The organism is Gordonia aquimaris, assembly GCF_026262595.1.
Lineage (GTDB): Bacteria > Actinomycetota > Actinomycetes > Mycobacteriales > Mycobacteriaceae > Gordonia > Gordonia tangerina.
In genome coordinates this window covers 57,995-70,621 of record NZ_JAPKFM010000030.1, presented here as the reverse complement: position 1 = coordinate 70,621, position 12,627 = coordinate 57,995, and the positions used below count along the sequence as shown (strand labels likewise).

The following is a 12,627-nucleotide window of genomic DNA, read 5'->3' as shown; positions in this document are numbered from 1 at the left end:
CACCAGCTCAGGCGCGCGGCGGCACCTCGTGCATCACCCGACGACGCATGTCGATCGGCAATCCGTCTGCGGGGGTCGGTCCGGTGCCGTAGGTCAGATCGAGTCGGTAATCGGCCGGGACGGACCACTCGAAACGCTGCAGCAGCTGGTGCATGATCGCCTTGACCTCCATGCCACCGAAGTAGAGGCCGATGCACTTGTGGGCGCCGCCACCGAACGGTGCCCACGCGAATCGATGGACCTTGTCCTCGCGGCGCTCTGGGGAGAACCGGTCCGGATCCCAGTGGGTCGGGTTGGGCCACCACTCCTCGCGCAGCATCGATGCCCACGGATGGATGCTGACCAGGGTGCCCTTGGGCACGTAGTGCCCGAGGATGTCGGTGTCGGCCACCGTCTTTCGGAACAACATGCCCACCGGCGCGTTGATGCGGAGCGTCTCCTTGAAGGCCAGGTCGAGGCTGGGCAGTTTGTCGAGGTCGTCGTAGTCGATGGTTGATTTGCCCAGCGCCAGCGATTCGTCGCGGAGTCGCTGCTGCCACTGCGGGTGGCGACCCAGGAAATAGGTCATCATCGACAAGGCGATGGTGCTGGTGTCGTGGGCGGCCATCATCACGAAGATCATGTGGTTGACGACGTCCTCGTCGCTGAACGAATTGCCGTCCTCGTCCTGGCTGTGGCAGAGCACGCTGAACAGGTCGTCGCCGTCACCGGCGCGACGAGCGGCGATCTCCGAACGGAAGTAGTGCTGCAACGCTTCTCGTCCACGCAGCCCCCGCGCCCAGGTCCAGTCGCGGACGTCCGCGCGCACCATTGCCTGTCCGCCGCGGACCGCGGCCTCGAAGGCGCTCTCGAGGCGATGCGTTTCGCTCTCGTTGAGTGACGCACCCATGAAGACTTCGGTGGCCAACGACAGAGTGAGGTCCTTGGTACGTGAGTACATGGGGAACCCGGCGCCCACGTCCCAGTTCGCCAGGGTCTTCTCGATGTGCGGTGTCATCATGTCGAGATATCCGTTGAGTCGAGGCCTGGTGAAGGCCTGCTGCAGGATTCGACGGTGATGCATGTGCTCCTCGAAATCCATCAACATGATGCCGCGACGGAAGAAGGGGCCGATCATCGGTTCCCAGCCCTGCTCGCTGGAAAATGCCTTCTCGCGGTTCATCCATCCGCATTCGATGGCCTCGGGGCCGATGAGCGTCACGATGTTCATGTTGAGCGAACCCGACCACGAAACCGGGCCGTACTTCTCGTACCGCTCCATCGCGCTCGCGAGCGGGTCGGCGAGCGCTTCGAGTGTGTTGCCGAGAAACGGCATGCCCGCATCACCCATCACCGGCTTGAGGCCCGAACCGGCCGGCGGTTCGGCCAGCGGCCGCGGCTTACTCGGGTAGGCCTTGCTGACCTTGCCCAGCGTCGACTGCATCGTCTTCTTCGCGTTCACTCCAGCGCTCCCGCCCATGTCATCACCCCCGGTGCTCCGATCCCTCCGGACCGAGTAGCGCAGGAACGGAGCACCAAAGGAACGAATCGCTACAGATGTTTCAAAAGTAGTCTACGACGGGTATCCGGCCACGTCACCGAAATCTGCGAAGCACACCGAACTACTGCGTCGCGACGTAGTCGGCGAGGTGTGTGCCGGTCAGCGTTTTCGGATCGGCGATCAAGTCGGCCGGGGTGCCCTCGAAGACGATCCGGCCGCCGTCATGACCCGCACCGGGGCCGAGATCGACGATCCAGTCGGCGTGCGCCATGACCGCCTGGTGGTGCTCGATCACGATGACCGACTTCCCGCCGTCGACCAGTCGATCGAGCAACTCGAGCAGCTGTTGCACGTCGGCCAGGTGCAGGCCGGTGGTGGGCTCGTCGAGGATGTAGATGTCGCCCTTGTCTCCCATCTGAGCGGCGAGCTTCAGCCGTTGCCGCTCGCCACCAGACAGTGTGGTGAGCGGTTGACCGATGGTGAGGTAGCCCAGCCCGACGTCCCGCAGCCGGACGAGGATCTTGTGCGCCGCCGGGATCTTGGCGTCGGCCGACCCGAAGAACTCCTCGGCCTGCGTTACGGACATGGTGAGGACCTCGCTGATGTCCTTACCGCCGAATGTGTACTCCAGCACGTCGGCGGAGAACCGTTTGCCCTCACACACCTCGCAGGGTGTGGCGACACCGGCCATCATCGCCAGGTCCGAGTAGATGACCCCTGCGCCGTTGCAGTTCGGGCAGGCACCTTCGGAGTTGGCGCTGAACAGTCCTGGTTTCACCCCGTTGGCCTTGGCGAACGCCTTGCGAATCGGATCGAGCAACCCCGTGTACGTGGCCGGGTTGCTGCGTCGCGACCCGCGGATGGCGCCTTGATCGATCGACACCACTCCGTCGCGAGTGGCCAGCGACCCGTCGATCAGCGAACTCTTGCCCGAGCCGGCCACCCCGGTCACCACAACCAGTACCCCGAGCGGGATGTCGACGTCGACGCCGCGCAGGTTGTGCATATCGGCGCCGCGAATCTCCAGGGCGCCGTCGGACGTCCGCACCGACTCCTTGATCCGGGCTCGGTCATCGAGGTGCCGGCCCGTTCGCGTATCGGCCTGACGCAACTGCTCGACTGTCCCCTCGAAGACGATCTCGCCGCCGTCCCGTCCGGCGCCGGGACCGAGATCGACCACGTGGTCGGCGATCGCGATGGCCTCCGGTTTGTGTTCCACCACCAGCACGGTGTTGCCCTTGTCGCGCAATTGCCGGAGCAGGTCGTTCATCCGTGCGATGTCGTGCGGGTGCAGACCGATCGTCGGTTCGTCGAACACGTAGGTCACGTCGGTCAGCGAGGATCCCAGATGACGGATCAGCTTGGTGCGCTGTGCTTCTCCCCCGGATAGCGTGCCCGCCGGGCGTTCCAGGGACAGATAGCCCAGGCCGATGTCCACGAACGAGTCCAGCGTCTGGCTCAACGTACCGAGCAGGGGTTTCACCGAGGGTTCGTCGAGCTGACGCACCCATTCGGCGAGGTCGCTGATCTGCATGGCACACAGGTCGGCGATGCTCTTTCCGGCGATGGTGGAGCTGCGGGCCTCCGCGGTCAGCCGGGTCCCGTCACATTCGGGGCAGGTGGTGAAGGTGATCGCGCGATCAACGAAGGCACGGATGTGCGGCTGCATCGCCTCACGGTCTTTGGACAGGAACGACTTCTGGATCTGCGGGATGAGGCCGAGGTAGGTCAGATTGATCCCGTCCACCTTGATCTTGGTGGCCTCTTTGTAGAGCAGGTCGTCGAGTTGGCGCTTGGTGAACTTGCGGATCGGCTTGTCCGGATCGAACCAGCCACAACCCCGGAAGATGCGCCCGTACCAACCGTCCATGCTGTAGCCGGGGATGGTGAGTGCGCCTTCGTTGAGCGACTTGGAGTCGTCGTACAACGCGGTCAGGTCGAAATCCGAGACCGAGCCCCGTCCCTCGCAGCGCGGACACATGCCGCCGGTGATCGAGAAGCTGCGGCGCTCCTTGACCTTTCGACCGGCCTTCTCGACCGTCACCGCGCCGGCCCCGCTGATGGACGCCACATTGAACGAGAAGGCCTGCGGTGAGCCGATGTGCGGTGTGCCCAATCGGCTGAAAAGGATGCGCAGCATCGCGTTCGCATCGGTCGCGGTCCCGACAGTCGAACGCGGGTTGGCGCCCATTCGTTCCTGATCGACGATGATCGCGGTGGTCAGTCCCTCGAGGACGTCGACGTCGGGCCGCCCCAGATTCGGCATGAAACCCTGGACGAACGCGCTGTAGGTCTCGTTGATCATCCGTTGTGATTCGGCGGCGATCGTGCTGAAGACCAGCGAACTCTTCCCCGACCCGGAGACGCCGGTGAACACGGTCAGTCGACGCTTGGGGATCTCCAGGCTGACGTCTTTGAGGTTGTTCTCGCGCGCTCCGGTGACCCGGATCAGGTCGTGGGTGTCGGCGACGTGGGTGTCAGGCGACGTGGGTGTGGATCGTGACGTCGTGCTGGGGGCGCTCACAGGATCTCCATCTGGTCGGGTCGGCGCACGTGGTCAGGGCAACTCGTTGTGATGCACTGTCGGTCAGGGTCTCCGGTGGCGTCTGGTGGCTTGGCGTCGACAGGTGTTCGACGACGGCATGCCCGGTTCGGTATCCACACATCTTCGTGGCGGCGGGACTGTGGTCACTGCAGTTGGTCGATACGGATCAGGTTGCCCGCCGGATCGCGGAACGCGCAGTCGCGGACTCCGTACGGCTGATCGGTGGGTTCCTGCAGCACCTCGGCGCCGGCGGCCTCGAGCTTCTCGAACAGTCCGTCGAGGTCATCGGTGGCCAGGGTGACCGCGCCGAAGCTGCCCTTGGCGATGAGGTCGAGAATCACCCGCCGTTCGTCGTCGGTGATCCCGGGATCCGCGGCAGGTGGGTGCAGCACGATCGAGGTCTGCGGTTGATCCGGTGGTCCTACGGTCAGCCACCGCATCCCCTCGTATCCGACGTCTTTGCGAACCTCGAATCCGAGGATGTCCCGATAGAACCCGAGGGCGGCGTCCGGATCGGTCTGCGGCAGGAAAGTGTACTGGATGACGATGCTCATGGGACTCACGCTAGACGCGGAGAACGGCTCGCGGCTTCTCGATTCCTGACCGGTCTGGTGACCTGTTTGGCCAGACACGCCGGTATCCCCGCGGTGGATTCGGCTCCGCTCTCCCGTTCCCGGTAGACACTCGGGGGCACACCGACGAGTTCGGTGAATCGGGTACTGAACGTGCCCAGCGACGAACAGCCGACCGCGAAGCAGACGTCGGTCACGGTCAGATCGCCCCGCCGCAGCAGTGCCATGGCACGTTCGATGCGCCGTGTCATCAGGTACGAGTACGGGGACTCGCCGTAGACCCGTCGGAACTCGCGGCTGAGGTGTCCGGCGGACATGTGGGCGCCACGGGCCAATGCTTCGACGTTCAACGGCTCGGCGTAGTCGCGATCGATGCGATCGCGAACGCGTCGCAGCCGCGCGAGGTCGCGCAGGCGATCGGCTTCAGACGACTCGGACACGTTGTGATCGTGCCATGCCCACCGCCTGTTGCCCAGGTCGAACGAACCTCCGTCAGGGCAACCAGCGGCGGGTGGCCAGCTCACCCACGTCGTCGACCACTTCCACCGCTCCGGCCGCCGTCAACTCGGCTTCGGAGAAACCGCCGCTGCGGACCGCCACACACCTGGCGCCGAGCCGGTTGGCCGATTCGACATCCCACACTGTGTCGCCCACCACCACCGCGTCGGCGCCGCCGGCCCGCTGCAGTGCCGTCGCCAGAATGTCCGGCTCGGGCTTGGATCGGTCCACATCCTCCGACGAGGTGACGGCCGCGAACTCGTCGCCGGCCATGCCGAGCATCCGCAGCGCGGCCTCGGTGAACTCTTGGGCTCCGGACGAGGCAAGCGCCACCCGGTGGCCGGCCTGCTGTAGCTGATCGATCAACGCGCGGGCACCCGGAAACACCCTGACCTCGGGGAGCAATTGCCGGTAGCGATCGGCCCAGTCCGCCCGCAACTCGTCGCCGAGCTGGTCCTCGACCTCGCGGCCGCCGACCTCGCCGACCAGGAGGTCACCGCCCATGCCGACGGTTCGATGCACCCGCCACCAATCCGGGGTCAGGTCGTGGGCTGCGAAAGCGCGTATCCAGGCCAGCGCATGAAAGTAGGTGGAATCAATGAGGGTGCCGTCGACGTCGAGCAGCACGGTGTCGGCGAGGGACTCATCGCGGTCGGGTGATTCGCGGTGTCCGGATGCGTTCGTCATGCTCTCCCCTGGGTTTGGATGTCGACTCGAGGTGTTACCCCGTCGGTACTGCAGGCAATCACGGAGGACGACTGATTCCTCCGATGCTCGACGAAGGAGCGCACCCCATGCCCACACGCTTCGGCTACACATTGATGACCGAGCAGGCCGGACCCAAAGAACTCGTCCGGTACGCGGTAGGCGCCGAGGAGGTGGGCTTCGACTTCGAGGTGTCCAGCGACCACTACTTCCCGTGGCTGTCGGCGCAGGGCCATGCGCCCTACGCGTGGAGTGTGCTCGGGGCGGTCGCACATGCGACCGAACGCGTGGACCTCATGACGTATGTCACCTGCCCCACCATTCGCTACCACCCCGCCGTCGTCGCGCAAAAGGCGGCCACCCTGCAGTTGCTCGCCGACGGGCGGTTCACCCTCGGCCTCGGAGCCGGTGAGAACCTCAACGAGCACGTCGTCGGGGAAGGCTGGCCGGCCGTCGGCGACCGTCAGGCGATGCTCGCCGAGGCGATCGAGATCATCCGCGCGTTGCACACCGGGGACCTCGTCGACTTCCGTGGCGACTACTTCCAGGTGGACGCCGCGCGCATCTGGGATCTGCCCGAGACGGTGCCGCTGGGCGTGGCCGTGTCCGGCGCGCAGGGCATCGAGGAGTTCGGTCCGCTCGCCGACCACCTGATTGCGGTCGAACCGAATCCGGGTCTTGTCGACACCTGGAACGCGACGGACGGCACCGGGACGATCGGCATCGACAGCCGCGCGATCGGTCAGATCCCCATGTGCTGGGATCGTGATCGCGATGCCGCGGTCGCCCGAGCCCACGATCAGTTCCGCTGGTTCAGCGGCGGGTGGGATGTCAACGCAGACCTGCGGACCACCGCCGGGTTCGCCGCGGCGACCCAATACGTTCGACCCGCGGATGTGGCCGAATCGATTCCGTGCGGGCCCGATCTCGACGCCGTCGTCGACGCCGTGCGACCTTTCTGGGAAGCGGGATTCACCGATATCGCACTTGTCCAGATCGGTGGCGAATCGCAAGCCGAGTTCCTCGAGACGGCCGCAAAACCGTTGCTGGACAAGCTCCGTTCCGCCGCGTCGGGAGGTGGGGCCCAGTAGTGTGATCACACGACGGCAAACAAAGCGGTTCGATTGCAACATCATTCACACCCAATCCGTCGACGGGCCCGGCAACCCACGACCGCGCGACACGCGGCCGGGGTAGCATCGGCCAAGGACCTCAAACAGCTCGGGTCCGCACAACTGCACAGCCCTTAGACGGATGAGACCTTCTCGGAGGCGATATGTCCGACGACAACACGTCGATCTACACAACCCGGGATTCCGGGGCACCGGCCGGCAGCGACGAGCATTCGCTGACCGTCGGCGCCGGTGGGCCCATCGTCCTGCACGATCACTATCTGATCGAGCAGATGGCACAGTTCAATCGTGAGCGCATCCCCGAACGCCAGCCCCACGCCAAGGGCAGCGGTGCGTTCGGCACATTCGAGACCACCGCGGACGTGTCGCAGTACACCTGCGCGGGGTTGTTCCAACCCGGTGTCAAGACCGAGATGGTGGCTCGCTTCTCCACCGTTGCCGGTGAACGCGGCAGCCCCGACACCTGGCGCGACCCTCGCGGATTCGCACTGAAGTTCTACACCGACGAAGGAATCTACGACATGGTCGGCAACAACACGCCGATCTTCTTCGTCAAGGACCCGATGAAGTTCCAGCACTTCATCCGCTCACAGAAGCGTCGCGCAGACAACAATCTGCGCGACCACGACATGCAGTGGGACTTCTGGACGCTGTCGCCGGAGTCGGCGCATCAGGTCACCTGGTTGATGGGTGACCGGGGTATCCCCAAGACGTGGCGGCACATGAACGGTTATTCATCGCACACCTACCTGTGGGTCAACGCCGAAGGTGTGAAGCACTGGGTGAAGTACCACTTCATCTCCGATCAGGGTGTGGAGTTCTTCACGCAGCACGAAGGCGACCAGATGGCCGCGGCCGACACCGACTTCCACACACGGGATCTGTTTGAGTCGATCGCCGCGGGCGATCACCCGAGTTGGACCCTCAAGGTGCAGTTGATGCCGTATGAGGACGCCACCGGTTACCGGTTCAATCCCTTCGATCTGACCAAGGTGTGGCCGCACGGTGATTACCCACTGCACGAGGTGGGAAAGATGACGTTGCACACCAATCCCACCGACAACCACGCCCAGATCGAGCAGGTCGCGTTCGAGCCGAACAACGTGGTGCCGGGAATCGGCTTCAGCCCGGACCGGATGCTGCTGGGCCGGGTGTTCTCTTACGCCGACGCACATCGTGCGCGTCTCGGCGGCAACTACAAGGAGATCCCGGTCAATCGGCCGCGCAACGAGGTGCACAGCTACACCAAGGACGGCCACATGCGGATCACCCCCGTGTCCGATCCGGTGTATGCGCCGAACTCCAAGGGCGGGCCGGCCGCGAGCTACGCAGGCCAGGGCGAGCCGCAGTGGGCAGCGGACGGCGACATCGTCCGTAGTGCATATGTGGACCACCCCGAGGACGACGATTGGGGGCAGGCGGGCACGATGGTGCGCGAGGTGCTCGACGATGCGGCACGCGAACGCCTGGTCGACAACGTCGTGGGCCATCTGCTCAACGGTGTGTCCGAGCCGGTCCTGGCCCGGGCGTTCGAATACTGGTCCCGAATCGACCCCGACATCGGTGCTCGCATCAAGTCCGGCGTGACCGAAAAGAAGGACCAGCCCGACCCCAAGGTCGACGAGCAGGGCAACCCCGCCCGTAGCTCGATGCAGGCCAAGGTCTGACGGACTAGTCGAACGGGTGGTGTGGCAGCAGGCCACACCACCCGTTTCGTATCAGGAGGTCGCCCTCAGCGCCGTCATCACGCGGTGGGTCTTGGATTCCCGGAAATCCGCGATCGACAGGGCGCGCCGGGTCACCGTCGCGCGGATCGCTCGGTGCGCGGACATCGCGCGGACCTCGAACTGCGCTGCGGTCTCGCCAGGGTGCGGCTGCAGACGCACCGCGAGTTCGAGCAGGTCGACGTCGGCGACCGACCACCTCTCCACCTGAACCGAGCAACCGTCGAGGTCCACCTCGGGCCAGGTCTGGCAGGTCACCGGTCCCAGCGTTCCCAGATGGTCGATGGGTATCCCGCGCGGAGTACAGGTGACCACGAATTGTCGCTGCGCCGCGTCGAGGATGTGTGCCGGATCCGCGCCGTCGCGCAGCGCGGTCGCCACCGAGCCCGGCGGACGACGACTGATCGCCGCGGCCGCGACCTCTCGACGCTCCCCACACCAGTCCCGTTCGAGTCGATAGGAGAAATGTGTCTCCTCGAACGGGGCACGCCACCGTCCGACCAGACGATCGGTGTCACATGGCCGCACCCCGACGGTGACGTCGTCCCGATCGCCGCTGCGCAGGCGGATCGTGAGACGACCGGCCAGCAGCGGGAGTGCACCCACATCGTCACGTGCCCGCGCCTCGGCGAACCACATGTCACGCCACAGCGGTGGCGAGTCGAGCAGATCCAGCGCCACCAGCGAATCGGTCACCGGGGACGCCACGTTCACCTTGATCTCGACGGGTGCGATCACCATTGCGCCTTTCTCCCAGCAGGCCGCGCGGCCGCGACCTCCTTCATCCTCGTCGGCGGTGTCGGTGACGACACGAGTACGTCGCTACCTGAGTGCGGCATCGATCCGCGGGCCGGGTGCGAGTACTTCGAGTAGTCGATTACTCGTGCCGTTCGGTCGACGTGCCCGCATACTCGGAACCGGACGAGTCGGAGGTGATCATGGTCGGGATGATTCGCTCGGTGCGCACATCCGCGCGTCGCACCGCGGGTGCGGAACCGACACCCCGTCGACGGAGCGCCACCGCTCGTGGACTCGCGCAGACTGCAGAACGTGTCGATCGCGTGGTCGGTTGGTCCCGATTGTGGACGCCGGTCGGGCTCGCCGTGCTGGTGGGACTGCGCAGCCAGCTGCGCGCGTACAACCTCGTCGACACGGGCCGACCGGGCGCCCGGCTACCGGTCGGCACGCCGGACGAGCACCGGGCGCGGAGCGTGGACGGCACCTACAACGATCTCGGCGAGCCTCGTGCGGGTTCGGCCGGGAGCCGCTTCGGCCGCAACGTGCCGTTACCGCGCACCGCACCCGAGAACGCTGATGACATCTGCGAACCAAATCCCCGACTGGTCAGCCGAAGGCTGTTGACCCGTCGCGAGTTCCGCCCGGCCACCACGCTCAATCTGCTGGCAGCAGCCTGGATTCAGTTCGAGGTGCACGATTGGTTCAACCACGCGCCACAGGCCGGAAATCCGTGGCACATCCGGCTACCCGACGGTGACGACTGGTCGCATGACCCGATGACATTCGCGCGTACCGCGGTCGACCCGACCGGACCAGACGATCAACCGCCCGTGTTCGCCTCGACGGTGTCGCATTGGTGGGACGGCTCGCAGATCTACGGTGAGACGGCCGACTACGCGGAGAGCATCCGCACCCACGACGGTGGGCGGATCGCGCTCGACGACGTCGGGTTGCCGCCCGCGGAGACCGAGGCACTGCTCGACCCGAATGGGCAGGCCGCCAATTTCTGGGTGGGTCTTGCCCTGTTGCACTCGTTGTTCTTGCGCGAGCACAACGCGATCGCCAACCGGTTGGCGTCCGCCTACCCCGCCATGACCGATCAACAACTATACGACTCCGCCCGATTGGTGAACGCAGCGTCGATGGCCAAGATCCACACCGTGGACTGGACCCCGGCGATCATCGCGCATCCGACCACGGTTGCGGCGATGCGCGGCAACTGGTTCGGACTTCTCGGCGAACGGATGTCGGGACGCATCGCACGTTTCACCGACAACGAGATCCTCTCCGGCATCCCCGGCTCGGCGACCGCCGACAACGGCGTGCCGTTCGCCCTCACCGAGGAGTTCGTCGCCGTCTACCGCATGCATCCGCTGCTACCCGACACGGTGGAGTTCCGCAGTGGACTCGACGACCGCGTCGTGGCGCGGCACGCGATGGCCGATCTGCTCGCCGCGGACGTACGACGACATCTGACGTCGAACACCGCCGCCGATCTGCTCTACTCGTTCGGGCGCGCACACCCGGGTGAACTGTCGTTGCACAACTTCCCGCGTTCCCTGCAGAACCTGGCACGACCCGACGGGACGCCGATCGACCTCGCCACCGTGGACATCATGCGGGTCCGCGAACGCGGAGTGCCGCGTTACAACGATTTTCGCCGCGCCCTGCGGATGGCACCGGTGACGACGTTCCGTGAACTGACGGTGACGACGCGACCGCCACCGAATTGGCGGAGATCTACGGCGACATCGAGCCGCTGGATCTGATGATCGGGCTCTACGCCGAAGCCAAGCCGCCCGGATTCGGCTTCAGCGACACCGCCTTCCGGATCTTCATCCTGATGGCTTCGCGCCGCCTGTCCTGTGATCGCTTCTTCACCAGCGATTTCCGCCCCGAGGTGTACACCGAGGTCGGTATGGCATGGGTCCGGAACTCGTCGATGCGCTCGGTCCTGCTGCGTCATCATCCGATCCTGACACCTGCGTTGCGCTCAGTTGCCAATCCATTCGCCCCCTGGAGATCCGCAGCGGCATCGAGAGAGGACCGATCCCCATGACCGACATCGTCTCCGGCGGCCGGACGTATGTGCGTTTCCACGAGGACATCGAATCCCCGCGGGCCGACGAGGCCGACGACATCGAGAAGATCGTGCGCGTGCTGCGCGCGAACAACGAGCGCGCATATCGCGTGTACAAGCGAGGGTTGCGCGACGCGCACGCGAAGGGTCACGGCATCCTGCGCGGCACACTGGAGGTACTCGACGAACTGGACCCGGAGCTCGCGCAGGGAATGTTCGCCGCGCCTGGGACCTACTCGGTGATCGCACGACTGTCGAGCACGTCCGGGCCGATCCGCAGCGACCAACTGCGTGGAGTTCGGGGACTCGGCATCAAGGTGATCGGCGTATCGGGGCCGCGCGCGCTTCCCGACGACACCGCGCGGACCCAGGACTTCATCATGGTCACCCATCGCGAATTCCTGTTCGCCGACGCGCACGCATACAGCCGCAGTGGGATGTGGACGGCGTGGGCACTGGCCCGGCTGTCCGATCCGGCACTGCGACTCGGCAGTGAGGCACTCGACGCGCTGAACAAGCACGTGTTGCCCCGGTTCGGGCGCAGGCTGCCCGACAACCTGGCGGTGTTCGTGCAACCGAACACCCATATCCTCGGTGACACCTTCCACACGTCGGCGCCGCTGCGCCATGGTGACCACATCGCCAAGATGCGTCTGATCCCACGGTCACCGGAGGTGCGTGCGCTCGCGGGCGCGCCGATGCCGCCCAACGGTGAGGTCAATGCCTTCGCCGAGTCGGTGATCGACTTCTTCGCCTGCCACGGGGCCGAATACGAACTACAAGTGCAGTTGTGCACAGACCTCGCGGAGATGCCGATCGAGGATGCGACAAAGGAATGGGACGCCGCGCGCTCGCCGTATCGTACCGTCGCGCTCCTCCGATATCCCGTGCAGGACACCTATACCCCGCAGCGCCGGGCGTTCGGCGACGAGGTGCTGTCGTTCAACTCGTGGCGGGGTCTCGACGCACACCGCCCGCTCGGATCGATCAACCGGCTCAAGCGGCGTGTGTACGACGCGTCGAGTCAGTATCGTCATCGCGTCAATCACGCCCCGATGCTCGAACCCGCCGACGAATCGGAGCTGCCGATCTGACCAGCCGGTGACCGACCGCCGACGACGCCGTGACCCGACGACCAACACCTGGCGACCG

9 protein-coding genes and 1 pseudogene are annotated in these 12,627 nt (G+C 65.5%); 4 read left to right on the top strand and 6 right to left on the bottom strand.

What is annotated here, in order from left to right; genetic code table 11:
- Positions 1–7: 7 nt before the first annotated feature.
- The 5 genes from OSB52_RS21630 to OSB52_RS21610 all read right to left on the bottom strand — a co-directional run bounded on the left by OSB52_RS21630 (position 8) and on the right by OSB52_RS21610 (position 5,782).
- A complete protein-coding gene (locus tag OSB52_RS21630; RefSeq protein WP_235724876.1) occupies positions 8–1,423 on the bottom strand; it encodes a cytochrome P450 in 1,416 nt (471 codons plus the stop codon).
- A 178-nt stretch (positions 1,424–1,601) separates the two neighbouring features.
- On the bottom strand, positions 1,602–4,004 hold the full coding sequence (locus tag OSB52_RS21625; protein WP_266063460.1) for an ATP-binding cassette domain-containing protein: 2,403 nt from the start codon (positions 4,002–4,004) through the stop codon (positions 1,602–1,604).
- 164 nt (positions 4,005–4,168) lie between these two features.
- Entirely contained in the window at positions 4,169–4,579 is a 411-nt protein-coding gene (locus OSB52_RS21620; RefSeq protein WP_235724771.1) for a VOC family protein, read from the bottom strand.
- A 5-nt stretch (positions 4,580–4,584) separates the two neighbouring features.
- Positions 4,585–5,037, bottom strand: a complete 453-nt coding sequence (locus tag OSB52_RS21615; RefSeq protein ID WP_266063459.1) for a helix-turn-helix transcriptional regulator — start codon at positions 5,035–5,037, stop codon at positions 4,585–4,587.
- 52 nt (positions 5,038–5,089) lie between these two features.
- Positions 5,090–5,782: an HAD family hydrolase gene (locus tag OSB52_RS21610; protein WP_266063458.1), complete on the bottom strand. Its 693-nt coding sequence runs from the start codon at positions 5,780–5,782 to the stop codon at positions 5,090–5,092.
- Positions 5,783–5,889: 107 nt separating this feature from the next.
- On the opposite strand from OSB52_RS21610, the gene OSB52_RS21605 reads away from it, so the two are divergent.
- Both OSB52_RS21605 and OSB52_RS21600 read left to right on the top strand, forming a co-directional pair.
- Positions 5,890–6,891: a TIGR03557 family F420-dependent LLM class oxidoreductase gene (locus OSB52_RS21605; protein ID WP_235724775.1), complete on the top strand. Its 1,002-nt coding sequence runs from the start codon at positions 5,890–5,892 to the stop codon at positions 6,889–6,891.
- A gap of 185 nt (positions 6,892–7,076) precedes the next feature.
- A complete protein-coding gene (locus OSB52_RS21600; RefSeq protein WP_266063457.1) occupies positions 7,077–8,600 on the top strand; it encodes a catalase in 1,524 nt (507 codons plus the stop codon).
- Between the two features lie 51 nt (positions 8,601–8,651).
- On the opposite strand, the gene OSB52_RS21595 is transcribed toward OSB52_RS21600, so the two are convergent.
- Positions 8,652–9,398 carry a hypothetical protein gene (locus OSB52_RS21595; RefSeq protein WP_266063456.1) on the bottom strand — a complete coding sequence of 249 codons (747 nt, stop codon included), beginning with the start codon at positions 9,396–9,398 and terminating at the stop codon, positions 8,652–8,654.
- 206 nt (positions 9,399–9,604) lie between these two features.
- Between OSB52_RS21595 and OSB52_RS21590 the strand changes: the two are divergent.
- Both OSB52_RS21590 and OSB52_RS21585 read left to right on the top strand, forming a co-directional pair.
- Positions 9,605–11,454, top strand: a pseudogene (locus tag OSB52_RS21590) (peroxidase family protein).
- Positions 11,451–12,569, top strand: coding sequence for a catalase family protein (locus tag OSB52_RS21585; RefSeq protein WP_235724779.1), 1,119 nt, complete (start codon positions 11,451–11,453; stop codon positions 12,567–12,569). The pseudogene OSB52_RS21590 and the gene OSB52_RS21585 overlap by 4 nt, the downstream one beginning before the upstream one ends.
- Positions 12,570–12,627 lie beyond the last annotated feature (58 nt).

Coding starts and splice junctions, on each gene's coding strand:
- OSB52_RS21600 (WP_266063457.1), top strand. CDS start 7,077: ATGTCCGACGACAACACGTCGATCTACACAACCCGGGATTCCGGGGCA.
- OSB52_RS21605 (WP_235724775.1), top strand. CDS start 5,890: ATGCCCACACGCTTCGGCTACACATTGATGACCGAGCAGGCCGGACCC.
- OSB52_RS21610 (WP_266063458.1), bottom strand. CDS start 5,782: ATGACGAACGCATCCGGACACCGCGAATCACCCGACCGCGATGAGTCC.
- OSB52_RS21630 (WP_235724876.1), bottom strand. CDS start 1,423: ATGCAGTCGACGCTGGGCAAGGTCAGCAAGGCCTACCCGAGTAAGCCG.
- OSB52_RS21595 (WP_266063456.1), bottom strand. CDS start 9,398: ATGGTGATCGCACCCGTCGAGATCAAGGTGAACGTGGCGTCCCCGGTG.
- OSB52_RS21585 (WP_235724779.1), top strand. CDS start 11,451: ATGACCGACATCGTCTCCGGCGGCCGGACGTATGTGCGTTTCCACGAG.
- OSB52_RS21620 (WP_235724771.1), bottom strand. CDS start 4,579: ATGAGCATCGTCATCCAGTACACTTTCCTGCCGCAGACCGATCCGGAC.